The 24,899-nt window shown below is 67.2% G+C and carries 38 protein-coding genes and 1 pseudogene; 12 read left to right on the top strand and 27 right to left on the bottom strand.

Annotated features, from left to right (window positions below):
* Nucleotides 1-46: 46 nt before the first annotated feature.
* The 27 genes from DDE13_RS12485 to DDE13_RS12365 form a co-directional block, all read right to left on the bottom strand.
* Nucleotides 47-502, bottom strand: coding sequence for a hypothetical protein (locus DDE13_RS12485; RefSeq protein WP_111404623.1), 456 nt, complete (start codon nucleotides 500-502; stop codon nucleotides 47-49).
* Nucleotides 503-559: 57 nt separating this feature from the next.
* Complete coding sequence (locus DDE13_RS12480) at nucleotides 560-1,492, bottom strand: phage capsid protein (protein WP_111404622.1); 933 nt, start codon at nucleotides 1,490-1,492, stop codon at nucleotides 560-562.
* A gap of 242 nt (nucleotides 1,493-1,734) precedes the next feature.
* Nucleotides 1,735-2,010, bottom strand: coding sequence for a hypothetical protein (locus DDE13_RS12475; protein WP_111404621.1), 276 nt, complete (start codon nucleotides 2,008-2,010; stop codon nucleotides 1,735-1,737).
* Nucleotides 2,011-2,022: 12 nt separating this feature from the next.
* Nucleotides 2,023-2,292 (bottom strand): hypothetical protein, encoded by a 270-nt coding sequence (locus DDE13_RS12470; RefSeq protein ID WP_111404620.1) that lies wholly within the window; start codon nucleotides 2,290-2,292, stop codon nucleotides 2,023-2,025.
* Between the two features lies 1 nt (nucleotide 2,293).
* Entirely contained in the window at nucleotides 2,294-2,899 is a 606-nt protein-coding gene (locus DDE13_RS12465; protein ID WP_111404619.1) for a glycoside hydrolase family 108 protein, read from the bottom strand.
* Entirely contained in the window at nucleotides 2,892-3,146 is a 255-nt protein-coding gene (locus tag DDE13_RS12460) for a hypothetical protein (RefSeq protein ID WP_111404618.1), read from the bottom strand. Before DDE13_RS12460 ends, DDE13_RS12465 begins: the two co-directional genes overlap by 8 nt.
* 2 nt (nucleotides 3,147-3,148) lie before the next feature.
* Nucleotides 3,149-5,356 (bottom strand): hypothetical protein, encoded by a 2,208-nt coding sequence (locus DDE13_RS12455; protein WP_111404617.1) that lies wholly within the window; start codon nucleotides 5,354-5,356, stop codon nucleotides 3,149-3,151.
* 1 nt (nucleotide 5,357) lies between these two features.
* On the bottom strand, nucleotides 5,358-6,335 hold the full coding sequence (locus tag DDE13_RS12450; protein WP_162630985.1) for a hypothetical protein: 978 nt from the start codon (nucleotides 6,333-6,335) through the stop codon (nucleotides 5,358-5,360).
* A complete protein-coding gene (locus DDE13_RS12445) occupies nucleotides 6,322-6,645 on the bottom strand; it encodes a hypothetical protein (RefSeq protein ID WP_111404615.1) in 324 nt (107 codons plus the stop codon). Before DDE13_RS12445 ends, DDE13_RS12450 begins: the two co-directional genes overlap by 14 nt.
* Nucleotides 6,642-6,914: a hypothetical protein gene (locus DDE13_RS12440; protein ID WP_111404614.1), complete on the bottom strand. Its 273-nt coding sequence runs from the start codon at nucleotides 6,912-6,914 to the stop codon at nucleotides 6,642-6,644. The genes DDE13_RS12445 and DDE13_RS12440 overlap by 4 nt, the downstream gene beginning before the upstream one ends.
* 1 nt (nucleotide 6,915) lies before the next feature.
* On the bottom strand, nucleotides 6,916-7,188 hold the full coding sequence (locus tag DDE13_RS12435; RefSeq protein WP_111404613.1) for a hypothetical protein: 273 nt from the start codon (nucleotides 7,186-7,188) through the stop codon (nucleotides 6,916-6,918).
* The gene (locus tag DDE13_RS12430; RefSeq protein ID WP_111404612.1) at nucleotides 7,185-8,816 is read right to left on the bottom strand and encodes a portal protein; all 1,632 of its coding nucleotides are present in this window, start codon (nucleotides 8,814-8,816) and stop codon (nucleotides 7,185-7,187) included. Before DDE13_RS12430 ends, DDE13_RS12435 begins: the two co-directional genes overlap by 4 nt.
* Nucleotides 8,816-9,034 carry a hypothetical protein gene (locus tag DDE13_RS12425; RefSeq protein WP_111404611.1) on the bottom strand — a complete coding sequence of 73 codons (219 nt, stop codon included), beginning with the start codon at nucleotides 9,032-9,034 and terminating at the stop codon, nucleotides 8,816-8,818. Before DDE13_RS12425 ends, DDE13_RS12430 begins: the two co-directional genes overlap by 1 nt.
* 1 nt (nucleotide 9,035) lies before the next feature.
* Nucleotides 9,036-9,578 carry a hypothetical protein gene (locus DDE13_RS12420; RefSeq protein ID WP_111404610.1) on the bottom strand — a complete coding sequence of 181 codons (543 nt, stop codon included), beginning with the start codon at nucleotides 9,576-9,578 and terminating at the stop codon, nucleotides 9,036-9,038.
* A complete protein-coding gene (locus DDE13_RS22880) occupies nucleotides 9,575-9,826 on the bottom strand; it encodes a hypothetical protein (RefSeq protein WP_162630984.1) in 252 nt (83 codons plus the stop codon). Before DDE13_RS22880 ends, DDE13_RS12420 begins: the two co-directional genes overlap by 4 nt.
* Nucleotides 9,826-10,068, bottom strand: coding sequence for a hypothetical protein (locus DDE13_RS12415; protein WP_111404609.1), 243 nt, complete (start codon nucleotides 10,066-10,068; stop codon nucleotides 9,826-9,828). The genes DDE13_RS22880 and DDE13_RS12415 overlap by 1 nt, the downstream gene beginning before the upstream one ends.
* A gap of 19 nt (nucleotides 10,069-10,087) precedes the next feature.
* Entirely contained in the window at nucleotides 10,088-10,399 is a 312-nt protein-coding gene (locus DDE13_RS12410; RefSeq protein WP_111404608.1) for a hypothetical protein, read from the bottom strand.
* A gap of 5 nt (nucleotides 10,400-10,404) precedes the next feature.
* Nucleotides 10,405-10,692 (bottom strand): DUF2829 domain-containing protein, encoded by a 288-nt coding sequence (locus DDE13_RS12405; protein WP_111404607.1) that lies wholly within the window; start codon nucleotides 10,690-10,692, stop codon nucleotides 10,405-10,407.
* 3 nt (nucleotides 10,693-10,695) lie between these two features.
* Nucleotides 10,696-12,441, bottom strand: coding sequence for a hypothetical protein (locus tag DDE13_RS12400; RefSeq protein ID WP_162630983.1), 1,746 nt, complete (start codon nucleotides 12,439-12,441; stop codon nucleotides 10,696-10,698).
* Nucleotides 12,442-12,679: 238 nt separating this feature from the next.
* Nucleotides 12,680-13,351: a hypothetical protein gene (locus tag DDE13_RS12395; protein ID WP_162630982.1), complete on the bottom strand. Its 672-nt coding sequence runs from the start codon at nucleotides 13,349-13,351 to the stop codon at nucleotides 12,680-12,682.
* Between the two features lie 432 nt (nucleotides 13,352-13,783).
* On the bottom strand, nucleotides 13,784-15,652 hold the full coding sequence (locus tag DDE13_RS12390) for a DUF927 domain-containing protein (RefSeq protein ID WP_162630981.1): 1,869 nt from the start codon (nucleotides 15,650-15,652) through the stop codon (nucleotides 13,784-13,786).
* On the bottom strand, nucleotides 15,616-16,581 hold the full coding sequence (locus tag DDE13_RS12385; RefSeq protein WP_111404603.1) for a DUF5131 family protein: 966 nt from the start codon (nucleotides 16,579-16,581) through the stop codon (nucleotides 15,616-15,618). Before DDE13_RS12385 ends, DDE13_RS12390 begins: the two co-directional genes overlap by 37 nt.
* Nucleotides 16,578-17,714 carry a DUF7146 domain-containing protein gene (locus DDE13_RS12380; protein WP_162630980.1) on the bottom strand — a complete coding sequence of 379 codons (1,137 nt, stop codon included), beginning with the start codon at nucleotides 17,712-17,714 and terminating at the stop codon, nucleotides 16,578-16,580. The genes DDE13_RS12385 and DDE13_RS12380 overlap by 4 nt, the downstream gene beginning before the upstream one ends.
* A complete protein-coding gene (locus DDE13_RS22875; protein WP_162630979.1) occupies nucleotides 17,711-18,517 on the bottom strand; it encodes a helix-turn-helix domain-containing protein in 807 nt (268 codons plus the stop codon). The genes DDE13_RS12380 and DDE13_RS22875 overlap by 4 nt, the downstream gene beginning before the upstream one ends.
* A complete protein-coding gene (locus tag DDE13_RS12375; protein ID WP_162630978.1) occupies nucleotides 18,514-18,840 on the bottom strand; it encodes a hypothetical protein in 327 nt (108 codons plus the stop codon). Before DDE13_RS12375 ends, DDE13_RS22875 begins: the two co-directional genes overlap by 4 nt.
* Complete coding sequence (locus DDE13_RS12370) at nucleotides 18,833-19,123, bottom strand: hypothetical protein (protein ID WP_111404600.1); 291 nt, start codon at nucleotides 19,121-19,123, stop codon at nucleotides 18,833-18,835. The genes DDE13_RS12375 and DDE13_RS12370 overlap by 8 nt, the downstream gene beginning before the upstream one ends.
* Before the next feature lie 86 nt (nucleotides 19,124-19,209).
* Entirely contained in the window at nucleotides 19,210-19,494 is a 285-nt protein-coding gene (locus DDE13_RS12365) for a hypothetical protein (protein WP_162630977.1), read from the bottom strand.
* Nucleotides 19,495-19,588: 94 nt separating this feature from the next.
* On the opposite strand from DDE13_RS12365, the gene DDE13_RS12360 reads away from it, so the two are divergent.
* The 12 genes and pseudogenes from DDE13_RS12360 to DDE13_RS12300 form a co-directional block, all read left to right on the top strand.
* The gene (locus tag DDE13_RS12360) at nucleotides 19,589-20,203 is read left to right on the top strand and encodes a helix-turn-helix transcriptional regulator (protein WP_111404598.1); all 615 of its coding nucleotides are present in this window, start codon (nucleotides 19,589-19,591) and stop codon (nucleotides 20,201-20,203) included.
* Between the two features lie 145 nt (nucleotides 20,204-20,348).
* Nucleotides 20,349-20,588 (top strand): hypothetical protein, encoded by a 240-nt coding sequence (locus DDE13_RS12355; RefSeq protein WP_162630975.1) that lies wholly within the window; start codon nucleotides 20,349-20,351, stop codon nucleotides 20,586-20,588.
* 81 nt (nucleotides 20,589-20,669) lie between these two features.
* Complete coding sequence (locus tag DDE13_RS12350) at nucleotides 20,670-20,918, top strand: hypothetical protein (RefSeq protein WP_162630974.1); 249 nt, start codon at nucleotides 20,670-20,672, stop codon at nucleotides 20,916-20,918.
* Complete coding sequence (locus DDE13_RS12345; protein ID WP_111404595.1) at nucleotides 20,918-21,154, top strand: hypothetical protein; 237 nt, start codon at nucleotides 20,918-20,920, stop codon at nucleotides 21,152-21,154. The genes DDE13_RS12350 and DDE13_RS12345 overlap by 1 nt, the downstream gene beginning before the upstream one ends.
* Nucleotides 21,155-21,251: 97 nt before the next feature.
* Nucleotides 21,252-21,509, top strand: coding sequence for a helix-turn-helix transcriptional regulator (locus DDE13_RS12340; RefSeq protein WP_111404594.1), 258 nt, complete (start codon nucleotides 21,252-21,254; stop codon nucleotides 21,507-21,509).
* Nucleotides 21,506-21,724 (top strand): hypothetical protein, encoded by a 219-nt coding sequence (locus DDE13_RS12335; RefSeq protein WP_111404593.1) that lies wholly within the window; start codon nucleotides 21,506-21,508, stop codon nucleotides 21,722-21,724. Before DDE13_RS12340 ends, DDE13_RS12335 begins: the two co-directional genes overlap by 4 nt.
* Nucleotides 21,721-22,026 carry a hypothetical protein gene (locus DDE13_RS12330; protein ID WP_111404592.1) on the top strand — a complete coding sequence of 102 codons (306 nt, stop codon included), beginning with the start codon at nucleotides 21,721-21,723 and terminating at the stop codon, nucleotides 22,024-22,026. Before DDE13_RS12335 ends, DDE13_RS12330 begins: the two co-directional genes overlap by 4 nt.
* A complete protein-coding gene (locus tag DDE13_RS12325; RefSeq protein WP_222626092.1) occupies nucleotides 22,023-22,223 on the top strand; it encodes a hypothetical protein in 201 nt (66 codons plus the stop codon). The genes DDE13_RS12330 and DDE13_RS12325 overlap by 4 nt, the downstream gene beginning before the upstream one ends.
* Nucleotides 22,220-23,428 (top strand): hypothetical protein, encoded by a 1,209-nt coding sequence (locus DDE13_RS12320; RefSeq protein ID WP_111404591.1) that lies wholly within the window; start codon nucleotides 22,220-22,222, stop codon nucleotides 23,426-23,428. Before DDE13_RS12325 ends, DDE13_RS12320 begins: the two co-directional genes overlap by 4 nt.
* Nucleotides 23,429-23,522: 94 nt before the next feature.
* Nucleotides 23,523-23,759, top strand: coding sequence for a hypothetical protein (locus tag DDE13_RS12315; RefSeq protein WP_111404590.1), 237 nt, complete (start codon nucleotides 23,523-23,525; stop codon nucleotides 23,757-23,759).
* A gap of 105 nt (nucleotides 23,760-23,864) precedes the next feature.
* Nucleotides 23,865-24,239: a hypothetical protein gene (locus DDE13_RS12310; RefSeq protein WP_111404589.1), complete on the top strand. Its 375-nt coding sequence runs from the start codon at nucleotides 23,865-23,867 to the stop codon at nucleotides 24,237-24,239.
* 432 nt (nucleotides 24,240-24,671) lie between these two features.
* A pseudogene (locus tag DDE13_RS12300) lies at nucleotides 24,672-24,899 on the top strand (helix-turn-helix domain-containing protein); the annotation flags it as partial.

The raw sequence follows: 24,899 nt of genomic DNA, 5'->3' as shown, positions 1-24,899 counted from the left end.
CCCTTTCGGTCAGGGCGGGGGCCGCGGCGCGCGCGGCCCCGGCCGGTCAGTTGTAGATGTACGCGACCTGGAACTCGATCTTGCCTGCGCCGGTGGCGTTGGCGATCGCGTGCGCATAGAGGTCGATCACCCCGCCGGGGTTCGCGGCCAGGCCCAGCACTTCCCACAGGCGCAGCTGGCTGTTGGCGTCGCCGTTGGCGATGGGCTGGATGATGTCCGCGGCGGACTGGAGCTGGCTGACCAGCGCATCGACGTCGTCCTGCGTGCCGATCCGCACGGCCGCGAAGCCGTAATCGGTCACATCGAAATAGGTCAGCGGGTGCAGGATGCAGTCCGACGGCAGGCTGCACAGGCGATAGCTGGACAGATTGCTGGCATCCGACGCGTGGGTCACGGCACCGGTGGCCAGGATCAGGCGCCCGGCTTTCAGCATCGGGTCCAGAAGGGGCGCGCCGCTCTGCGGATCGCGGTAGAGCGCGCTTTGAAGATGTTCGACGGCCATGGTCTTGGTCCTTTCAGAACGGGATGGAAGCGGCCGCCACGCGGGCGGCCGTCACGATCACTCGACGCACTCGATGACTTCGACGCCGCCGTCTTCGACGCGCACGCAGTCGATGAAGGCACCGACATGGGCATAGGGCGTGTTCTTGGCGGAGGTGTCGTTCCACATCCGCCCTTCGACGTCCTGCCAGACCCCGGCGATGATGTTGCGCTTCGACCAGACGGGGCAGAGCCGCGCACCTGCGGTGTTGACGGGCAGGCGGTTCGTCACGATCCACTTGTAGCCCAGCAGCGGCGTCGGCTTGCCGTTCATGAGCTGGATCTGCTGAAACGCGTTCAGGGACGATCCGTCGCCATCGGCGATGTCCAACAGGTCGGTGACCTGCTTGGGGCTGATGGCGCAATACATTTCGTCATCATCGTCCTCGAGCCCGAATTCGCGCAGCGCCAGCTTTTCCTTCGACGTCTTCAGCTTGGCGAGCGTCAGACCGGCACCGCCAGCCGCGACGAAGTTGCCCGCGGGCAGCGCGACCTTGTTGGCACCGGGGCTCTTGCCATCCGCTGCCGCGCCCAGGATGCCCCCGCCGCTGACCTTGAAGGTCCCGTTCGGCTGCTTTTCGACGCCGAGGATCTTGTCGCCGATGCCGCGCTGCACCGCCACGGTGTGCGTGCGGACATAGACCGAGGTCGGGTCCATGGCGCGCTGCAGCTTTTCGGCCTTGTCGATGTACTGGCCGCTCTGCGTTTCGGTCGGGAACACCACCCAGCGGCGGCTGTTCTTGGGCACGTTCTCGATGTTGCGCCGGTCGCGCCCGTCGCTTTCCAGCGCATCGACGGCACCGACCAGGTCGGCGACGGAATGCGCCTCGCCCGAACAGGGCGCCTCGGTGACGGCTTCGCGCAGGGTGCGGCGCGTCTGCTGCGCCACCATCTGCACGTTCTGGGCATACATCAGCTGATGATGCGCCTCGGATTGGACTGCAATGGACATACGTCCCTCCTGCAAAATCTGACGATCGGTGTGAGATTTCGGAGGGGTTGCCGGTTGCCCGACCCGTCCTGGCTATATCGCGGCCTGCGCGGCAGTCTTTGCTGCTGTCATCCGGACCCGGTGAGGGGTTGCCCATCGCGGATACGAGAACCCGCGCGCGCGACCGAAGTCAAGAAAAAACGAAATGTGCCCCGGCGGCGGCGCGCACGGGGCACATGTCAACGATACCGCAAGTCATGGTATCAACCGGTAACGATGACCACATCGCAGGTCGTGTCGGTGCTGATTTCCTTGACCTGGAACGGCGGCATGTAGCCGACCGTCACCGGATCGAAGGTGATCCAGTCGCCCTCGGCGTTACCGACGGGCAGAACCTTCAGCAGCGTGCCATCGGCGATCGACGTGACCGCGACGGCCTTGGCCACCTCGGGCAGGTCCGGGCTGGCCGGGTTCCAGATCGTGCCGATGCGCCCGAATGTGGTCGGCTCGGCCGGGTGGCTGCGATAGCGATTGCGCATGCTGCCCTCCGCTCAGTCGTAGATGGCGACGACGGTCGCGGTGGTGCTGGGCCCGATCCGCAGCGCCTGCAGGGACGGCATGAAACCGACCGTGACCGGGTCATAGGTCACGTATGTGTCCTGTCCCGGCGGCATGATGTCGAGCCGCGTGCCGCCGCCCACGCCGGTGACCTGGACGGCCCGCGCCACTTCGGCGAGGTCCGCGTCGGCAGGCGTGACCGTGACGGCGCGGCGGCCGAACATCTGCACGTTGGCCAGGTTCTTGTACTTGTCGATGGGCATGTCAGTGCTCCGTGCTGGGGGTGGGGGTGAACAAGGATTTCAGCCACGCCCCGAAGGACCAGGCTGCGGGGGCGGCGCGTGGCGGTGTCGGGGGGTGCGCGATGTCGTGCAGGGCTGCGGCCTGCAATTCGATCAGGCGCGCGGTCCAGCCGTTGCGGTAGCGTGGCCAGATCGACAGGCGCGACAAGAACAGCTTGCGCCCCGCGATCAATCGTTCGACGGTCTTGATCGGGTCGGCCTTGGCCGCGGCGGCGTAACTGATCTGCCCCAGCCGGCCATCGTCGGCCACCTCGAGCACGCGCTGCAGGGCCATGATCGCGCGCCCCGCGCCGGAGTGCACCGCGAAGTCGAACACCGCCCGATCGATGCCGACGGGCAGCCGCCCGATGCCGGGCTGCGTCCAGTACCAGGCGCGGTAAATCTCCATCGCCTCGTCCTGCGACAGGGCCAGCACGTCGTCGGGCGTCACGGACCCGCCGCGCCATTGGGCCAGCGTGCCGATGGTGATCCCCATGTTCGTGGCCCCGCCCGGGTCCTTCGGGTCGTTCACGAACCTGCCCTCGTGCTTCAGCAGCAGCGGCACCAGGGCGGCGAAGCGGTCATTCATGTGTGTGCTCCTTGTCGGGTTGGTCGGGTATGCCGGATTCCGCGGCAGTCACGTCCTCGTAGTGAGCGACGTGAATGACCCGCTCCGGTGTCGCGTCGCAGCACGCGCCGGGGCCCTTGACCATGCCCCGGATCGACAACTTGAGGGTCGGAGGGATGTCGAAGAACGCCCGAAGCGCATCGAGGATCTCCAGTTCGGAGAACTCGGTAATGACCACGGTCTGGGTTGTTCGGAAAGTACGGGGCATGATCAGACCGGTGGTGTTGCACTGTTTGTGACAAGGCCGGCCGCAGTGCGCCACAGGTCCCAGACAACACCTGTCGTGTCGCCGTCGTCGAGGAACACATCGTGCACCAGGCGATAGTGCGCTATCCTGCGCGCCCCGCGATTTCCGAAGCCGCTGCCGCGCGATCCCATGCCGGTATCCCCGCTCAGCAGTGAACCCGAGTGCGATCCTGTGATGACCTGATGATACACCTCGGTCCCGTCTACGAAGACCTTCAGGTCGCCGCCGGTTGTCGCGGTAAGCCGGACGGTTGCCGTGAGCCGGACGCGCTCGCCGTTCTGGAAGAACGACGGAAACAACAGCAGGTCGCCGCCGGGCAGAAGATCCGTGCCCGCGCTGTCCTTTACCCGTAACAACAGCCGATCCTGGGTGCCGTATCCGACTTCGAAGCCGCCATCCCCGCGTTCGAACAATGTCCCCGATCCCTGTTCGAGTTCGTCGATGATCAAGTCGGCATCGAACGTCATTGCGCTGGCCGCGGGCACGTCGGCGGCGTCGATGATGTCGCCGGACGTACCATCACCGGGTGCATACCGGGTGGCTGGCGCCAGCGTGCTGAGATGAACCGTTCGCCCGCGCAGGTTGCGGTAGGGCGCCAGCGATCCCGCAATCGGCCTCGGCACGACCGGCAGACTGAGCGCGGTGCAGTCGATGTCGTCCTGCGCCGTCCAGGCACCCGCGTTGCCGCCGCCGCCCAGGGACAGTTTGTCATCGCCGTCCAGGATGATGTGGGATGGCATCGTGATGACGACATTGCCAGACCCGTCGATACTGGTGCGGTGGCTGATGGCCGAGCCGTTGAGTTGCAGTCCAGTGACCACTCCGCGCGTCGGGGACCCGGACAACGCTGGATCTCCGACGATCTCGCGCGGCGTTGTCAGCGCCCCCTCGGTCGAATTGAACGTGATCGTGCTGCCCGTCCAGGTCACGTTGTCGATCTCGGGTATCGATGGTGCCGGTTCGTAGCCGAAAAGGGCGCCAAGCGTCCGGGCGCTGAGAGCTGCCAGGCGATTGATGCCGGCATCGCCCGCCACAGGGTGGATCAGGTCGGCGGGGTCGAGCTTGTAGCTGAACATCGGCAGACCCCAAATGCCGTCAACACATTCGTCGGCAAGCGCGTCACCGAACGCATCGATGGACCGGCGCAGCTTGTCGGTAGTGTCATTGAGCGCCAGAGATCCTTGGCGCAGCGCCTTCCCGTTGCCGGGGGCTGTTCCGCCGGTTTCTTCCTGGTGGTCGATGAAGACGAACTTCGAGACCGTCTTGTCCGGGTACAGCTCTCGCAGGTGGTGCTTGATGGCGCGGTCACTACCGGCGGCGTTGATCGTGTAACTGCCCCCGGCGATGGCGCTTGCGACCGACGTGCCGTCCAGTGTCCTGCCGGTGTAGAACGGCGCCAGGAACTTTGCCCCGTCATCGGACAAACCTGTAATGCCATGCCACCAGGCCGAAGGAATGTGTCCTGGCAGCGCGCCGTCCGTCTTGAACGCATTGGCAACAGTCTCTTCCGCCGACCACGGACGGTTCGGATCGTCCTCTGCAAGCTGGATCTGGCTGGTGGCGCCCTTCTGATGGTTGGCGATCACCAGGAACTTGCCGGGGTATGCCGTCAGGTATTCCCGGGCGAAGTTCGAAAGGCCAACCGAGCCGGGGCTTGCATTCGTGATCGTGCGGCGTGTCCCGCTTCCGAGGTATATTTGCACTGCGCCGCTGGTCGGAATGTCAGGATCGGGATCGTCTGCGCCGGTCGTGATGTAGGTGCCGAGCAATCCATCCGACTGAACAAAGTTGGCGATACCTCTGCCGATGGCAGACTTTTTCGTCATGCGATCCGGTGTGACCGTACTTGCCGCAACCCGCGCCTCGAAATATCCCCACGCGCCATCGTTCTCTGCGGTCGGATCGAAGGCACCGCTCCACGACGTGCCCGACGCGGTGGCCACGGGTTGCCAATCGTGAATGGGCGTGCCGTCGCTTTCGACCATGCGGGCTTCGATGACAAGGCCATCCGCCTCAGCATCGCATGTTCCAGTCAGCGGCACCGTCTGCTGCACGTCGAAAATGTTCTCGTCGCGCGTGAAATCGGTGATGATCGCGGCGAGCGTATTCCCACCCGCTGCGGGTGCGGTCACGCCAGCGGTCACGGTCGAAATGGCTATCGCGATACGCATGTCAGCCTCCCGCCGCGATCTTGGTCAGGCGTTCGATCGTGGCGTTCAGCCGGTCGATCTCGGCACGGTTGCCGCTCTGGACGGCCTTGAAATAAGCGCCCTCGGGCGAGCGCATGCTGGCCAGTTCCGCGCGCGCCTCGGCGGGTGTCGTGCCCATGGTCTGCGCACCGGCACCGGCCCCCAGCATCGTGTCGTCGCCCAGCATCTCGCCCAGAGCCGCGAACATCTTGATGGCGTTGGCGTTGCCGGTTTTCTCGCTGAGCGCGCCGGACAGGTCCTGCAGCGCGTTCTGGTCCAGCCCCGCCTTGGTGGCGATGACCTGCGCCGCCTGCCGCGCCTGGGCGAGCTTGGCCGGGGTTTCGCGGCCCCAATCGTTCTGCAGTGCGGTCATCATCTCCGCGTTGGCGGCGGCCAGTTGCGTGTCCGCGTCCGCGACCAGCTTCCCGACATGCTCGGCATAGAGCCCCACGAACCTGTTCAGCGCCGCCGGCGGCACGCCCGTCTCGAACGCGATCTGCTTGGCTTGCGCCTCGAGGTCCTTGTCGAGCGAGATGTCCTTTGGCAGACCCTTCAGTGCCTCGGACGTGTCATACCCGTCGGCGTTCTCGGGCAGCCCGAAGACCTTCGCGTTCTCACGCATCCATTCGGACACGTCTTGCCCGTCCTTGGGCCGGGTCATGAGCTGGTCGGCCGACACGCCCAGCCGCTGTTCGGCATGGCGGTGCATGTCCGTCAGCCGGGCGATGGCCTCGGTCGGGTCCTCCACGGTCAGGCCCTTGGCAGTCAGGTGCTGACGCTGGGTGTCGGACAGCTTTTCGCCCTCCCACCACTTGGCGGCGGGCGGATCGCCGACGGACGGGTCAGCCGGGGGCGGCGTGCCAGTGCCCGGATCGGCAGGCGGATCGCCCGCGCCGCCGCCTGCGCCGGGATCGGCAGTGTTGCGGAAGGGCGCGAAGCGGGCAAGGTCAGTCAGCGACATCGTTGGTCTCCATCATCTGGGACAGTTCGAAATAGGAAATCTGCATGAGCGACAGCAGCTCGACGGCCATGTCGCGGCGCCCGGCCTCGTAGGCCAGGCGCACGGGGTCGATCGGGTCGGGCGCGGGCACGCCGTTTTCGATCCGCTGGGGCTGCATGGCCAGCACGCCCCCCAGCCGGATCACGTCGGCGGGCAGGCGCGGATCCTTGCGCGCGATGTCCGACCAGCGCCGCGCGACCTGGGCGGCCGCGCGATCCTGCCCGCGAAACGCGAAGCGCAGGATGCCGAGGCGATCCCAGACAGCGGTCATGTCCGCTCCCAGTCGATCGATGCGACGGGTTCGGACGTGATCCACCCGGCGGCCAGGCCGACGACCGGCGGCAGCGCGACCATGGCGATCTGGTAGATGCCCTGCGCGATGACTTGCGCATTGCCGACATCGAAGCCCAGCAGCAGCTGGGTCAGAAACAGGACGGCCAGCTGGTCGGTCGATGCCACGGCCACGCCGCTGGCCACCGTCGCCGCCGTCGCGGCCTTCAGCTTGCGGGCCATCCGCGCGAACTTGATCTTCTCCGTCATGTCATTCCTCGTATTTTTGGGAATCGCTGCGCGGCTGCTTGCCGTTGTGACCACCCAGCCGGTCCAGCAGGGCGGTGATCCTTTCGTTGGTGGTGTCGACCTTCCCGTGCAGGACGCGCACGTCCTGTCGCAGGTCCGCGATCTGTTCGGCCTGGTACTGGGTGGTCAGCTGGTTTCGGAACACGGTGCGGAACACCCAAACGATGCCGCCCACGGCTGCGCCGATCGCGTACATGGTTCCATAGCTGGACAACTGGTCGCGCCACCACGTCATGCGTCACCGCCTTGGGGCAGGGCCTGCGCCGCGTCGCGCATCATGCCGACGCCGCGTTCGGCCATGTCCATCTGCTGGGCCTGCGCCTCGCGTTCGGCGCGCGCCTTGGCGATCTGGTCCGCCTCCTCCCGCGACATCAGGAACCCGGCGGGAACGCCGCGCGCTTCGGCCAGCGCCTCGATGTACCCGTCCGCGTCGATCCGGTCCAACAGGCGCGGCTTGGCCTGCGCCAGCGGCGCGATGTCGGCCACGATGCGGACCATCGACGCGGCTTCGCTGGACTTCTGGGCGGCGGCGGCGGCGGACTGGTAATCGACCTGCAGCCCCACGTCGCGCGGCACGTCCGGCGGCGGCGGCAACTGCCCTTCGCGCCACAGGATGGCGAAGCGGCGGGCAATTTTCTTGGCCAGGTATTCCTTCTGCAGCCGCCCCATGTGCGGCGCCCACAACCGCTGCCGCTGCGCCTGGATTTCCATCACCTCGAGCTCGTTCAGCCCGGTGCGGCCCGCCAGGCTGAGAAGCGTCCAGTGGAACGCGTCCTTGATCTCCTCGATCTTCTGGCGCTTTTCCTCGATCGTCAGGCCGATGTTGGCGTGCTGGTCCAGCGACCGGATCATCGGCTCGCCGCGCGTGTTCACACCGCCATAGATGATCTCGCCGGGCCGGATGCGCCCGTGCAGCGGCCAGATATCGCGGTCCGGGGCCAGTTTCGTGGGGTCGGCGGCGTTCTGCGCCGCGCGGATTGTCGCCTCGTCCATGCGGTGGACGGTGCGGGCACTGGGCAGCGCGATGAAGCCTGGTCCGGTGCCATAGGTCTGGCCGCTTTCCACGTCCCAGCGCGGGGCGTAGAACGGCATGTCGTCATACCCGCTTTCGCGCACCAGCGTGGCGTTGATCTCGCACACGTACCGCGACAGCCAGTCCTTGCCGCGCGCGCCCAGCTTTCCGGGCAGCCAGCTATCGTTCGGCGTGACGTGCTGGTAGAACGTGATCTTGTCGGTGCTGCCCTTCTCGGCCATGTCGTGCAGCCGCTTGGGCAACTCGCCCTTGCCGTCGAACATGCGCACCGCCGCCCGCGGGGTCAGGTGGAACTTGCGCACCACCTCCACGACGCTGCCATGCGCATCGATGTCCCAGACTACCTCCGCCAGCGACAGGGTCACGTCGAGGATCTGGCGCTTGCCCGGCTGCGCCTCGTCGTACTGGGCGCTGTTCCCGAACGCGGCGATGTCGGAATAGAGCTGCAGGGACGCGTCGTAGAACCCCGACACGGCGGGCCGGAAACTGGCCAGCACGCGCGACGCCGTGCCGTGCAGCCATTCGCGCATGGGCTGCCAGTCGTTCACGTCCGGGTCGGTGGTCTTGAGCCCCATCCAGCGGTTCGCCGGATTGGTGATCGTGCCGTAAAGCTCCCCCGCGAAGGTTGACTGCGCCAGGATCGGCGCGCTGGACAGCGGCTTTTCGTGCACCCGCTGGGTGTGGTCCGACAGCGAAAACCCGCCGCGCTGGGGCCGGATCAGGCGGGCGATGTCTTCCCAGTCCTGTTCGAAGCGCGCGCGCTCGGTCTTCAACTCGCCCCAGCGCCGGATGGCTTCCTCGGCGCGGGGGTCCTTTTCCATCACGGCCATCAGGCGGCACTCCCCAGCGTGGTGTTGCCCCCGGCGGGGATGCCGGTCGGGCCGGTCAGCACGTTGGCCGCGGCCCCGGCGCGGCGGCGACGCAGGGCGGCTTCGGCGCTGGCGGCGCGGCTCGCCTCGGCACCGTCGGTGCTGGCGATGATCGGGGCGACCGGATTGGGAATGGCACCCATCTTGGGCATCTTGGGGGCGAGAGGTCCGACACACATTTCAGGTCTCCTTCAGGTCGGGGGCGGGCTGGGGGTCGGGTTGATCCGGGGTCCAGGCGAACTGGCGAAAGACATGGGCAGCGCCCCGCCCGCCGAAGCCGGGCATGTCGGCCTCGTGCGCGAAGCCGAGATACGTCAGGAACCGCGATGCGGTCGGGTGGGCGGCAAGGCAGCGCGCCTCGATCCGCCCGATGCCCTGCTGCTGGGCCACCACGGGCATGCGGTCGCGGATCAGGACCGCCGCCTGGGCGATGGGGCGTGCAAAGAGGTCGTGATTGCAGGACAGGAACGCCGCCCCGCCCACGCCGGCCTGCCCGGTATTGGCGATGCCCACCACGGCGAAGGGCAACCAGCGAAGGGGTTGCCGCACATGCAGCACCCATGCGAGCGGGTTGGCCGCATGCACCGCGTGCCAGTCCGCAAACAGCGACAGGTAATGCGTCCGCCCGCCGCGCACGGCCCCGGCCTCGAACAGGTCCCAGCGGTCCAGCCGCTCGAACACGGACAGCGCCGCCGGGGCGTCGTAGGGGCGGACGTCGATCATGCGACTTGCCCCACATGCCGGGACACGTAGGCGTTCAAGGCATCACGGACGGCTTCTGCATGGGCGCGATCAGGACAAACACAGATTGCGCCGGGAAAGACGCCGACCGATCTGCCGTAACGCGTTGATGGGCGCGCCACCTCCCAATCGTCATCGTCGTCGTCCTGTCCTGGCCACTCGGGTCGAATTTCAAACGGCCCTTCGCCCTCGGTCCGGTCGGGTTCGTTCTTGAGGCATTCGTGCTTCATCACACACCCTCCCGGATCAGCCTGCGCCGCGCGGCGTTGGACCAGTTGACCAGCGCCATGCGGTCGCCGCTGGTGGCATTGGCGGTGATGCCAAGGCCCCGCGCGCGTGTGACGTTGCCGCGTTGCGTGACGGTCAGCCCGAACCGGTCGGTCAGCACGCGCAGCAGCGCATCACGGTCGCCATCGATCTGCTGATCGATCAGCGCCGCCGCGTCCCGCCAGTCGTCGTGTCGTTTGCTCATCTTCAGCCTCCGTAGGGGTTCAATGCTGCCGGGTGGCGGCGTTCATCGTGTCGATGGTGCGCTGGTGAAACCGCTCGATCTCGGCCACCCACGAGGACATGAACTCCATGTCGCCGTCCGTGACGTCGTCGCCTTCGTCTGCACCTGCGTTCATCAGCGCCCAGATTTCGGCGGCACCTGCGAAGAAGCAGGTACGCATGCACGCGACCTGGTCGGCCGGCGCGCCGGGATAGACGCTGCGCTGGAAGACCTTGAACGCCTCGTCGATCAGCTTGCCCTTCCGGGCAAGCCGCCGAACTTCGGCACGGACCATCTTGTCTGTGCTGGGCATGGCGATCAGGCCTCCACCACGGCCCAGTCGTCGGCCAGCATGTCGGTCTGACTGGCCAGCCATCCGATCACCAATGTGCCGTCGGCCGCGCGCATGTCGATGTGCGCCCCAAGCCTGATCATCTCGTTGGGCTCTTCAGCAGCCACATGGGCAGCAGCATGAACAGGCTTTGCATACTCCGTAGCGAATTCGCTGCCCGGAGTAAGGGCGATCCACATCCCCTTGCCATTCCAGCCCGCGCGGGCCACGCGCTTGCCCGTCTTCAGTGCTTCAAGTGCTTGTCCGAAATTCATCGTTTAGCCTCCGTAGGGGTTCAGGACGTCATGTCCCGCCGACAGACCGCGCGGCGCGCCGGGCATGGCCGGGCGGTCAGGATGGCCCATGCCGGGCCGGGATCGGGTTGTCTGGGGGCTCAGCCCGTCGCCGCGATGTTCGGACAACAGCAGGTACTGCAGCGCGTCCATCGGGTTCGCCTCGGGCAGGCTTTTGTCGGGCACCTTGCGCTTGCCGCCCGATGCGTCGGGGGCATCGGACCAGACATAGCGGGCCTCGAACCCCCGGATCAGGAACTTGCAGGATGGGTCGATCAGCAGGCCCGGCCGTCCGCCGTCCAGGTATTCCAACGGCGCGCGCACGGCCTCTAGGCGCGGCTGGATGCGGTTGGTGCCGATCCGCTGGGGGCGCACGGTGAACCCGGCTTCCTTGCCCACGATGCGGTTCCATGTGTCGTTTTCGTCCGCCGCCTGGCTCGCGCCGTGTTCACCCGCCATGTCGCCCCAGCCGCCTTCGATCCGCACTCCGGCGAAACGCGGCTGCGACAGCAGGTCGGCCAGCCGCGCGCCGAACACGCGCGCCATCAGCCGTTCGTCGGCGAAGAACAGCTCGGCCAGGATGTGCCAGTGGAACGGGGGCAGGAACTGGCCGATCACGGCCGCGCCCTTGAAGCCCTGGTCCAACCCCAGCCGCAACGGCGCGCTGCGGTCAACGCCGATCGTCTTGTCCGCGACGTGGATGCGGCGGTTGAACTCCCGCCGGAACACCGGCTCGCCCGCGCGCAGGTAAGTCGGCTTGTTGTAGACCAGCCGGTCGATCATGTCGCCGCGCCCGGCCAGCCGCATGGCGGCGATCTGGCGCGGGTAATAGGTCGGGCTCAGGTTCTGCAGGTTCTCGCAGCCGTCCTCGCCGTAGCCCGGCTGGTTGTAGAACGCGATCTCGATGGGCCGCGTGCCTTCGGGCAGGCCGGAGGACAGCATCTGCGCCATCCGGCGGCTTTCCTCCCGGTCGTAGAACACCTTGTAGACCCAGTTGTCCTCGTCCGGCGCGTTGAAGTCGCAGTCGATGACGCCATAGGATCGCAGCTCTGGCGGGTAGCCTTCGAAGTGCTGGCGCGCGGGCCAGCGGTCGATCCGGCCGATCCCCACGGTCAGGATCTCCACCACCATCGTGTCCGCTTCGTTCAGGTCGATGTCGGTGGCCTGCATGCCGCGCATGGACGCGATGGGATCGTCGCCAAAGGCCATGAACTCGGCGGTGAACTCGATCGGGCCGTGCGCGTCCTCGAAGTGGATCACATGGGTCACCGGGTCGCCGCGTCCGCCCGACCAGGTGCCCAGCGACTTGGGGAAAGTCTCCAGGTAGCTGGGGATCGTGGTGGACCAGAGCTGCCGGTAAGTCTCCCGGATGTAGACGCACTTGTAGCGGCGCACGCCGTCGATCACCGACCGGGGCATCTCCATCGCGCGGCGCAGCTTGCGCTTGTTCTTGGTGGTGGTCTTGCCCGACCCGACGGGCCCGCAGATGCCGATCACGTCGGCGTTCGACCAGTAATAGGCCTCGGCGATCGGGCCGGGAAATGTCGGGGCTGCAAGATCCAGCTTGTCGCCCGCGTCGGGCAGGTCTAGCGTGGCAATCGCGTCCATCGCCGCCAGCGCCTCTGGCGCGGTTTCCGGCCGGGCAGGGACGCTTCCCCCCAGACCCCGTTCGGGTGCAGCCCGGAGTGCCCCCCGACCCGATGCCGATGTGATCCGGTTCGCGCCGATCATGCGAAGCCCCCCGAAACCTTGAATGGGGTCGGAGCGGGGGGCATGTGATATCGCGACGGGGGGTGCCCCCCCCCGTGCTGGGCGGGTGTTATGTCAAATCCGACCCGCGCGCGATCTGCGGCGGAGCCTGCCACCAGGGCAGGGGCTGCGGCCTGATCCGCTGCACCGAAGGCGGAAGGCAATGGATTTCCCATCAACTGCCGAACCCCATTTTTCCCCATGTTTTCCAGCATCTTAGTCACTCCGTCCGACTGTCCGTGTCCGACGCATCGTCCGAAGCGCCGCTAACCTGTTGATTTTGCTTGTTCTTGCTGGGCAGCGGCGGCGGGGCCATCCGACTGCCGGGACGCGGCGTGACATCCCGCGCCGAACCGGACCGATCCGCAGCGCCAGACGGCTGCATGGGCACCACGAACGTCACATTCGGGTTCACGTTGACATCCGGGGTGGCCTTCGGCGCGCCATAGGGCAGCAGCGCCTCCGCCGCGCGCAGCTGGATCGTGTAGAGCTGCATGAAGACCTCGATCCGCTTGGTCTCGCTGGGCCGCTTCTGGGCGCGCAGCGGATCGTCGCCCGGATCGTAGGCCCAGTTCAGCACCCGCTCCGCCGCCTGCATGGCGGTCAGGACAGCATCCTCGTGGCTGGCAAGTCCCGCCATCTGCACCAGGACGTCCTCGGGCAGCCGGTAGCCGCGATGCTCCAGCCAGTCTCGCATCTGGCTCGACACGCGGCCTTTGCCGCGCTTGCCCGACCCGCTGTCGCCCGCGCCATCGCCGCGCGTCGCCACGGCACCGCCAGGGCGCGGCTCATCAGGCAGGAAGGTCAGCTGCTCGCCCGTCGCCCGCGCCCGATCGATCCGGGCCGCTGCATCCCGCGCCAACTGCTCGTATCCGTTCTGCGGACCAGCCATCAGAAACACCACCCTTTTGAGCGTTTCCAATGGTTCCAATGACTTGGCAGGTTGCTACGACACTTCGAGGCACATGTCGTGTCGTAGCGTCGTAGGGCTGTCGTAGCCTCTTTTTCTTTATTTTCAATAAGATATAAGAAAGTTACGACGCTACGACAGTACGACACACACAATCCCGCATATGCGCGCGCACGCGCACACACATGTGAGGCAAAACCGTGTCGTAGCGTCGTAGCGTCGTAGGCGGCGCGTAACCCTCTGACATTGCAGAGGTTTTGCCCTACGACAGCCCTACGACGCCTAATTCTTGAGCGTCGTAGCCCCGGACCCAGCCGCAAGGGAAGGCCCGCTTCGCGAATAATGGCACACCCACGGGTCGGGGTGAAGCCGTCAAAGCCGCCGGGGGCATGGATGCTGCCGTGATCGCGCATGTCAGGCGAAGCCGTCCTCTTCGTCGGGTGTGGGTGGTGTGGGGCCGTCTCGCTGTGCGCGGTCCATGGGGAACGTCAGAATGCCTGGGATCGCCTTGAGCGGGATGCGCATGCCGCGCGTTGCCACGCGGTTCAGGGTCATGTTCACCGGTTCCGCGTCGTCGATGCGGCGCACCGCCTGCGCCCAGACGCCATTCGCCCACAGCGACCCGTCGAACAGGTCCAGCAGCCCCTGCAGCGGCTTGTTGGCGATCGCCAGGCGCGCATCGACGTCGCGGCCATAGACCCGAAGACCGTACCGCGCCAGGTAGTCGTTGGCGGTGTTGCGGTCCGCGCTGTCGATGGTCTCCCGCGCGCCGGGCAGGTGCGCGGCCATGGCCACCCACTGCGCCACGGTGAACCGCTCGCCACGCCGCCAGACATCGATCTCCTGCGACATCAGGTGCACCAGCATGTCCTCGGCGTTGCTGCCGACCTCGGCCGCGTCCTCGGTCACGGCCAGCGACAGCTTGCTGGCCCAGCTTTCGAGGATCTCGGCCGAAGGCGCCGCGTCGTGCAGCGCCATGTCCGCCAGCGCCAGCACGGTCCCGAAATTGTCCGCGCCACGCCCCGACTGGCCTTCCAGGGCCAGGGCGGCGCGCCATGTCTCAAGCCTGACCTGGTACTCGGGCCAGCGGTCGATCAGGCGGCGCCGCAGCCCCGCCCCGATCGACCGCAATCGCCGCGCGTCCAGTGTCATCTTCGGCGCCGTCTTCGGCAGCCGGTCGAGATCCAGAAGGATCAGCCGCGACCGGTCCTGCGGCGGCATGGCCGGCACAAGGATCGAGCTGAACAGGAAACACGAATAGGCGTTGCTCTGGTGGCCCTTCTGGTCGGCACCGCCCCGGAAAATCTGCGCGCCCGACGATGCACGCCGCGCCAGCTCCACCACGTTCTTGGTCTTGCTGGGCTGCTCGGGGTTCGGCTCCAGCTCGTCGATCGCCACGGGCAAGCTCGAGAACCCGATGACGCTGCGAATACCCGCCTCGGTCGCGTCCGCTGCCTGCAGCAGGCCGGTTTCGCCGCCATGGACGTACAGCAGCAGCTTCTGGAACGTCGACTTGCCCGTCGCGGCATCGCCTGTCAGCCATCCGACCGGGCGCCAGTCCAGCGCACCACCCAGCATCTGGGCGCAGATCATGCCCAGGGCGAGCTGCGGATCGATGTCGGGCCTGCGCCAGTTCCAGGTCTCGATCAGCTCCAGCAGCTCGAGACCAGCCAGCGCCTGGCGGTCCTGTTCTGCCGGGCGGGGTGCGGGGTTGCACGCGGCATAGACCTTGCCACCGTGGATGCCGGGCGGCTTCCACGCGCCGCCGATCAGGACCTCGTCGCCCGCATGCACGATCAGGCTGCCGTCTTCGTCCGTCCAGCAGCCCGCTTCGCGCATCCGTCCCGTGGGGGACCAGATGCCGCGTTCCTCGCACGCGGTGATCATGGCCGTGGCCAGTGACAACTGGTCGAACCGGTTGGGGCGTGGCAGCCCTTCCTTGTCGTAGACGGGAAACCAGTGCGCCAGCAGGGCTGTACGCCCGCCGAACACGTGCAGCATCTTCTGCAGGGTGTGGTTGTCCACCCCGCGCAACTGCCCCCGCACGTCGAGGTAGAACGACACGTCGCCCGACATGCCCAACGCCTGGACGGGACAGTCCGGCCAGATTTCACCGGGCTGGCGGGTGCGCTTCTTGCCCTTTCCGCCGCCGCTGTCGCCCTTCGTGCCGTCGCCCTTCGGCTTCGCCACGGTCGGCGCGTTCTCCAGCTCGCTGCGCAGCGGGTGCACGTTGTCGTCGGGCGGGGTCATCGGGTGGCGCTGCCGACCGGCATTTCGTCCCATGTGCGCCCATCCAGACATCGCCCGGTCAGCTTCTTGACCGCGTGCACCATGTGGTCTGCGTCCTCGGGAAGATGGGCATGGGGGATCACGACCGATGCCGGTGCCCAGCCGCCCCACTGCTTGAAGAAGAACGCCACGCCCGCCGCATGGCACTGGTCGCGCAGGGACCGCGCCCAATCCGGGTGCATGGGGCGCGCGCCGGGGCCGCTTTCGCCGCCGACGATGATCCAGTCGAGGGTGCGAAAGCGGCCGTCGAGCGGTCGCATCAGGCCGGTTCCGCCGCTGCGCTCCATGCTGGTCAGGTCCACGGGCCCCAGCAGCGGTTCGGCCGACACGAACCGCACCGCGGCCGGGGTGGCCAGCAGGTCCGGGATGCGCGCGTCGGCGGTCGGCTGGTCCTCGATCGACGTGCCCAGCCAGACGTTGGGAAAGCCGTCGATGTGGGCTTCCCATGCGCGCGTCGATGCTGGCCAGCTATCCCATCCCAGCCGGTCGATCTCGGCTTCAGCAGCGGCCATGATGTGAGTGATCCGGTTTTCAGTCCGCCATGCGCGCATGCGCTCCGGCCGCTTCGTCAGCACCTGGAACGTGTGACGCGGGCACAACGACATGACCGCGAACACGCGGTCGATCCATTCATCCGGCACAGCCTCATGGAACAAATCGCCATGGGCGCAGACGAAAATCATCCGCGGCTTGGTCCAGCGCAGAGGCTGGTCAAGCCACTGTTCGTTCAGCCGGACCTTGCCGGTCCAGACATGCCGCCCGCCGGTCTCGCGCGTCAGCCCGGCCCGGCTGGGATGGTGGCGCAGGCGCGTGGCGGCAAGGCCCATCGCATAGCAGTTGGTGCAGCCCGCGCTGACCATGGTGCAGCCCGTGATCGGGTTCCATGTCGCGTCGGTCCATTCGATGTGACTGTCGTCGCTCACGCAACCCCCTTCGCCCGCGCCGCGCGCAGGGCGTCGTTCAGATCCTTGCCGCCCATGGTGTTCTTCCAGACGCGCACCTCGCGCCCGGCTGCCGCGTGCTGGTCCACGGCGCGGGCCAGCTCGGCCTGCGCCTGGTCGCCCTGGTCCTGGTCGGCCACCAGCGTGACGCGCGCCACGTTCGGGGGCAGCGGCACGCCCCCGAAATTCGACAGGCTGATCGCCGCGATCACCCGCGCATGGGGCATCAGCATCACGGCCGACAGCGCGTCCTCGATCCCTTCGGTGATGTACACGTGGGTGTCGGGCGGGCACTGGCTCAGCGGGGCGGGCTTGCCGCCGCGCGGACCGATCCCGCGCCACAGCATCACGGCACCGCCGGCATAGTTGCCCAGCACCTTGCGCGCCTTGGGCACCGGGGCCTTGTCCCAGCGCCCGTCCGGGCGCAGCGCCAGCCAGGTCCGGTGGCACGCGATGGCGCGTCCGTTCGCGCCGCAGACGATCGCCAGCATCGCGGGCCAGCTGCCCTCGATCACCTCGCCGGTGTCCGGGTCCATGTGGTAATACCTGCACGACCGGTGATAGCGCAGCGCGCGCGGCTGGCGCCCCAGCTCCGCCAGGTCGATCCCGCGCGTGTCCGCCAGGTACCGTTCCACCGGCGTGCCGCGCAGGCTGGCCTGTGCGGACAGCCACAGGGCGTGGGCGCGCTGCGCCTTGCGCTGCTGATCCTCGCGGGCCTTGGCCTGCGCCTCTTGGCGGCGCTTGCGCGCCTCGGCCGCGGCGCGTTCGTGGCGAACGCGGTCTTCGGGGCTGATCGTCGACAGGCCCAGGATGTTGCGCGCCTCGCGCAGGGCCTCGCGCGTGTCGCAGCCCAGGGAAAGCTGGATCAGGTCCAGCACGTCGCCGAACTGCCCGGTCGCGTGGTCGCGCCACTGCCCGGCGCGGGCGCCGCGGATGTGAACATAGAACGATCCGACCGACCGGTCGGCGCGGCCCGGGTTGAGCGTGAAATACCGCCCCTGGTGGTCGGTGAAGCTCCCCTCGGCCGGCGGCGCGAAGCGGTCGACCACGTGCTCGACCTGCGCCAGCAGCAGATCCTTGATCTGGTCCAGCGAATAGGTCTGCCGCTCGCTCACGCCGCCGCCTCCGCCTTCAGGGCGCACAGCAGATTGGTCTGCGCCTCGAAGCTCGGCTCGGGCAGCAGCGCGCGGAACCTGTCCCTGCACTCGTCGATGCTGCGGCCGATCTTCGTGGCGGTCACCGGCAGGGACACGCCAAGCGACAGGCTCTCGACCAGCGTCATGTCCTGGTCGGGCGTCCAGCCACATTCCGGGTCTCGAACGAAGGGCTTGACGGTCGGTACAGCCGTGGGGGCAGGCGGTGGGGCTTTCGGGCCGGGCGATACCGCGGGCTTCGGCTGGGCCTTGGGCGCGGCCATGACGGGCGCGGTCTTCGCGGCCGGGGCGGGGCCGCGCTTGTTCTTCGGGTTGCGCAACGCGCTGATGATCCCGCCCAACTGGCGCGGATCGCGGTTCAGGCGCTCGCCGATCTGTTTCCCGGTCGCGCCTCGGTCGAGCATGGTGCGCACGATGGCGCGTTCGTCCTCCGTCAGCGGCCCCTTGATATAGGCGGACGGGTGCTGCGGGCGCGATGCCGTCGCCGGAACGCCGGGGCCCGGATCAGGGTTCGGCGTCTTCTTCGGTGCAGGTTCAGGATCTGGCAGACCGACGATCGTGCACGCCAGCGGCACCTTTTCCACCAGCACGCCGCGATCCGTGCCCACGGTGATGTTGATCGCCACCGACGGCAGGTCGCCGTCGTGCGAGACATTGACCGGGAAGCCCATGCCGCGCAGCTCGGCCGCGAAGCCGTGCACGCGCCGGGCCGCGTCCAGCGCCGCCCCGAGGCGCGCGCACAGGTCCTGCAGCGACCCGCTCATGCCGCGTTCCCCGCGCGGGCGCGGCGCCGGTCATGGGCGCAGGCCGCGCGCCAGGTGAGGATCCCCGCCGCCGCCGCGCGGATGTGATGGGCGGCAAAGGCGCGGTCCTGCGGTGTCATCCTCGGCCAGTCCAGGATCGCGTCGCCAGCGGTGCAGACCGGGCCCAGGTGCCCGTGATCGCGGTCGCATTCGGGCAGCACGTCCGCGATGACGATCCGCATCGTCTCGATCAGCACGTTGTCCCACTCGGGCAGACGCGCCGCGACCGCACCCACGGCATTGATCAGCGCGGCTTCCTCGGTGCTCAGTCGTTCCCTAGCCATGGATGTCCCTCCGGTGGATGTCGACGGGATCGGGCTGCACGGCGCGCGCGACGGCCTCGTGCAGCTCCACCCCAAGCGTGCGCAGGTAGGCGGGGTCGTGGGCGTACAGCTCGTACCCGGTCGCGAAGGTGGTCACGGCGATGCGCACAGGCTGACCGCTGTCCAGCAACTCGCCCGCATCGTTCACCAGGTCCGCGACGTCATTGGCGGTCAGCTGGCCGCACTTGGCTTTCATGGCGACGCTCAGGGCGTTCATTCCGATGGCGATGACGGGATCGGGCATGGCCGCGCTCCGGTTGATGTGTCTGGCCGGAGCAGCGGGGAGGAACTCGCTGCCCCGGACACCGCCCGAGGGATTTCAGGCGGTGTTCATGCCGCCACCGCGGGCCTGTCGGCCCCCAGCAGCGCGTCGATCTCGGCCGCGGGTGCGCCCTCGATCAGGTGTCGGTGTTCCAGCGGGATGCCCCGCGCGCGGGCCTCGGCCAGCAGCGCGCGCATCACACGCGTGGACGGCAGGTCGCCCGCGTCGCGCCATTTGCTGGCGGCGTGCCAGGCATAACCGGATTTCCGATGGAGACCGGCGATGCTCGAAACCTCTTCCGAGGATCCGAACAGGCGGATCGTCACTTCAAATGGTGTGAGGTGGCTACTCATGCGCAAGATGTAGCGCCGGTCACAACCTTTGGTCAAGTAACAAAGTTAGAAAAGCTAAGCAGTAAGTTGGGTGGTAAGTGCCTACTTGGCACACATGGATGTGATGTGGTTCAAGAAGCAGCAGAAAAAGGCGGGCGTGACGACGGCGGACATAGCCAAAAGGCTGGGTCGTGATCGATCCGTTGTCTCTCACATTTACACGGGCCGGCAACGCATGTCGCTGGAATGGGCGAAGGCCTTTGCCGAAACCCTGGAAGTGCCACTTGACGAAGTGCTGAAACGCGCTGGCGCACTGGACGAACCGCGGGCGCGCGAGTTGCAGCCAGGTTTTTCCGACAGCGATGCAGCGGTCTGGCGCGGGCAGGAAACCGAGCGCCGCAAGGCGCAAAGCGTGACCGAGGCGCTTGGGCTCGATCGCCCCGGCATCGATATCTGGCAGGTCAAGAGCCTCGCCATGTCCCTGCAGGGCCTGCTGCCGGGCGACATGATGGCGGTGGACCAGCACGCGGCGGAACACGTCCGCGCGGGCGATACCGTGATCGCCCAGCGATACGACCACACGCTGGGCGTGGCCGTCACGCTGCTGCGTAGGTTCGAACCGCCCGTCCTGGTCGCCGCCAGCGTTGCGGCAGACGACCGGCGGGTGCACGTGGTGGACGGAAACAATATCGTCATAAGGGGCAAGATTGTTGCCAGTTGGAGGGAATAAAACCTTGAAGTTTCAATGTGATGGATATGAAGTTGGGCTGACCTTTTTTTTCAAAAGGCCATATGTCAAGAATATACAAAGCGGCACTAAGCGAACCATCCCTCGTCCTGTAATGGACAAGTACAATCAATGCATTGACTACATAATGCGCGTCGACCTTCGGCAATCAGAACGCGAATTTTCAGTAAATTATGTTACGTTGCGGATGGTCGACGCGGTTTTTCACCCGGATGAACTTGGTGCGGCGATGTTTTTGAGCCAGTCGGCTAAGCAGACGGTGGATGCCGCGCTCCATGCGATTTTGAGCGAAATGACTGCCGAGTTGAACGCTCAAATGGGGCCTGATGCTCTGATGCGCAGGATAAGTGATCGGCCTAAAGATTAGAAAAACTCACATTGTGACTTGACGGGTGGCAGGTAGCTACCCCACTTTGTGCGCATCGACGCACAACAGGGGTTGCACACGATGCCACACTCACACCGCCACGTCCGGCGCGCCTGCGGGACCGAGATCTCGGACCGCCAGCTCGCCCAGCTCGAACGCCTCGCCCACAACGCCGCCAACGGCGACGTCTCCGAAGCCGAAAGCGAATGGCTGCTTGCCAGCGCCGGCCCGCTGCTGAACGAACTGATCCAGCGCCGCCAGGTCGATGCCTTCATGGCCTCCATCATCCAGCAAGCCAACGTCATCCCCTTGCGCGGCGAGGTGTCGTGATGGCGATGAATGTGCGGGTCAGCGAATTCGACGTGGCCGACGCGATCCGCCGGGGCGACCTGTCGCTCGGGATCGTGCTGTCCGCGATCGCGCTGCATCCGCCCGAGGATTTGGCTGTCGCGATCGTCAACCCCGCGGCGGATTACGTGCGTCACCACGGCAACCCCGACGCGACCCGCGCCATGCTGCGCGACCTGCTCACCCAATCCGAACGCCCAACCCGCGCCGCGGGCTAGGGCCACGCCGGGGCTGCCCCGCGTCCTGCCAGACGCGCTCCATGGTCCCCGTCCCGTCGCCGGGCAGTGCGGCGGGACCCATTCAGGATCTTGTTCCATGCTTTCCGCCAACTTCATCACCGCGCATACCGTGGCGCAGCTGATCGGGCTGCCCAGCGGTGCCGCCTTCCTGCGCAACCGCGACCGGCTGGAGGAGGACCTGTCGTTTCCCCAGCCCATGCCCGTCGCCCGCCGCCCCATGGTCTGGCGCCGCGACGAGGTGCAGGCCTGGGCCGCGCGCCAGGGCAAGCCCCGCGACATCGATCCCGCCACGCTTGGCGGCAACGTGGTCGCCCTGCGGGCCCGCGCGTCATGAGCCGGGCAGGGGGCAACGTGCTGCCCTTCCGCACGGCCGAGGCGCAGACAGACCTGCACGGCCCGCTGGACGGGCCCGTGGCGCGCCACCTGGACCGGATGCACCGGGGCGAGGCGCGCCGCAGGTGGATGCGCCGCGCGGCGATGCTGTTCGCCTGGGGCGGCGTTCTGGTGGGCGGCATCCTGTTTGCCATCGTCCGGGGGATGAGGCTGTGATCGCGCGGCCGACAAGCGTGGAACGCGCCGCACGCGCCACCGTGCTGCTGCGGCACATGGAAAACCTGCCCGCGGTGCAGTGCGGCAATCCCGACGCCATGCAGGTCCGGGCGAAACGGATCGATCTGCTGATCGACCTGCTGAACGGCGTCGACAACCCGCCCGACGTGCAGCGCCGCGACGGCGTGACGGTGCTGCGCATGATGGGGCTGGGCGCCGCCAGCAAGGGCGGACTGGAACAGGCCCTGCGGAATTGGTGCCACAAGGCCCGCCGCGCGGCCGGTATTGAAAGGGCAGCATGATGCGCTCCGATCTGGTCGATCTCTCCGTCCACCTGCACCACGCCACGCTCAAGGCATGGCTGGTCAGCGACACGGGCGACAGCGAAGACGCGGTCCGGATCCCCCACAGCCAGGCGGAACTGGAACAGGACCCGGACGGGCGCAGTTACACGCTCACCTGCCCGGAATGGCTCGCCAAAGAGAAGGGCTTGGTATGACCGCTCGCCCGCCGATCCGCGACAGCATCCCCCGTCTGCGCCAGCGCCAGCGGCGCGACGGGTCCTGGCGCATCTGGTGGGAACCCGAAACACGCATCCGTCCGCTGGGCTTCACGCCGGTGGAGCTCGACGAAAAACGCCTGACCTGGTCGGCCAAGCGCGCGCGGGGTCTCAACACCGACGTCGCCGAGGCACGCAAGCGCGGGCGCCGCACGCCGGTGACCCGCGCCACGCGCACGGTCGCAGCCCTGATCGCCGATTACCGGGCGTCGCGCCAGTATCTCGACCGCGCCGCAGCCACGCGGCGGACCTATGACAGCCTGATGAACCGGATCGACGATCGCTGGGGCCCGCATCCCGTGGCGGTGCTGACCAAGGTGGACATGGATCGCTGGTACGACGATCTGCTGGGCGCGAACTCGGTCCGCAACGCAGAAGCCATCATCCGCATGGCCAGCACCCTGTTCGCCCACGCCGAACGCCGCGGCTGGCGCCCCGAGAATTCGAACCCCTGCGCGCGGCTGGGCCTGCGCGCGCCCACGGCACGCGACCGGGTGCTGTCCTGGGCGGAAACCGACCACCTGGTCGCCACGGCCGAGCGTATGGGCCTGCACGCCGTGTCGCTGGCCATCGACATCGCCCAGCTGCAGGGCCAGCGGCAGACAGACATCCTGTTGCTGACCCCGGATCAGATCACGCCGCGCACCGTGGCCGACCCCGTGACCGGTCAGCCGATGACCCGCTGGGTGCTCGAGCTGCGCCGCTCCAAGCGCGGCACGGTCGGTGCCATGGCCGTGCACCTCGATCTCCAGCCCCGGCTGGGCGCGCATCTCAAGCGGTTGCCTGCGGACGCGCCCCGCCTGCTGCTCGACGATCGCACCGGCCAGCCCTACGCGCGGCTTGCCCGCAACGGCGACGGCTGGGACATGACCCTGTTCAACAAACGCTTCGCCGCCGTGCGCACCGCGGCCGGCGCCGCGATGCCGTCGCTGGGCGACGTGCAGTTCCGCGACCTGCGACGGACCTTCGGCCAGCGCGCCCGCCTGGGCGGCGCCAGCCGCGACGATGCCGGCGACGTGCTGGGCAACTCGGCCGCGCGCGATTTCGCGCTCGGGCAGGTCTACATGGGCGCGCAGTTCTGGACAGCGACCCGCGCCATCGATGCCGTGCAACGGCCCGTGAAACCCGAGGAGAAGAAGGGATGACCCGCAATCTGTTGACCGCCAGCGCTCTGGCGCGCGCCTGGGACACGGCCCGCCCTGGCGTGCTGCTGGCCCTGATCTGCCTGGGGATAACGCTGTGACCGGCGTGACCCTGCAGGGATCGCACGGGGCCTGGGCGGTGTTCCGCGGCGATGCCCGGATCAGCCCGTTCTACCGCGACCAGGACGCCGCCGCCCGCCGCCAGCTCTCGATCGAACGCACACCCACCCGCACGGTCCGCCGCTGCCTGTGCTGCGGCCACCCCTTCGCATCGGAAGGCCGGGGGCATAGGATGTGCGACGGCTGCCGGGGGCAGTGGGACGGGGCGGTGTGATGGTGGGGCAGCTACGACAGACGGTGTCGGTACTACCGACACCCTGTCGCGTTGACAGGATGAAACCGCCGGGCAAGCCTTTCCAAAACCAGAGGGGATTGGAATATGCGATTTGGGTTCATCATCATCGGCGCTTTCATTTTTTTGTCCGCCTGTGCGACAGGTCAGGGCTTTGTGAACCTCATGAATTCTTACATGGGCGCGAGCGAGCAGGCCTTGGTGTACAGGTTTGGCGTTCCCAGCAACGTGTACACGGCACCGAACGGCGACCGGACAGTCAGCTTTGCAAGGTCTCGGACAACGACAGTCGGGGAAAGCGCGCCCACGTACACCTCAACCGATATTGGCGGCGTCCTCTACACCACCAGCCAAGGCGGATCGCCCGGTGTGACACACACCTACACCTGCACGCTGCATTTCACCTTGCGAGATGACCGGGTGATCGACTGGGGGTCGAGCGGAAACCACTGCGTCGCTTGACGGTCGGGTGATCTTCGGGCACGGTAGGCGTTGCACGGTAGAAAAGACCGTGCCGGGATTGGAACCCCGCATGGAATAGGACGCTGCCAGCCCGCGTCACATCGCGGGCTTTTTCTATGGTCGGGCGTTCGGGGCCGCGCAAGCGGGCCGTTCCTATTCGCGGTAGTTCCAACCCCGTGTCGTCCGGCCACCAGAGATTGGAACCTTCTGTGGTCGGCTCAACCTGAATAGGAGCTGGCACATGGGTGCAGAGTTAATTCCCTTCGATTTTGAAGAGCAGGCCGTGCGCGTCGTCGTGATCGACGGCGAACCGTGGTTCGTCGCCGCCGACGTGTGCAGGGTGCTAGAGCGTGTCGCCCCTGATCGGATTCTGGATTCCCATTTCGATCATCCCGTGATTCCCTGTTCTGGAGGCAGATATGGGGGTCAGGTATGGGTAAGCCGCATCCTGTTGAGTTACGTGAACGGGCGGTTTTGCTTGTTGAGCAAGGCAGCACGCACACCGAGGCGGCGCGGCGCCTGTGTGTTTCCATCAAGTTCGTCAATGACATGGTGCGGCTCAAGCGCGAGACTGGCGCGCTTGCGCCAAAGCCGCAGGGCAATCCGGGACGCGGCAAGCTGACCGATGTCAAAGACTGGGTGCGGCGCCGGATCGCGGCC

Source organism: Meridianimarinicoccus zhengii (assembly GCF_003254465.1).
Taxonomy (GTDB): domain Bacteria; phylum Pseudomonadota; class Alphaproteobacteria; order Rhodobacterales; family Rhodobacteraceae; genus Meridianimarinicoccus; species Meridianimarinicoccus zhengii.
Note: the sequence above shows the minus strand (reverse complement) of the source record. Positions and strands in the feature narration are given on the sequence as shown.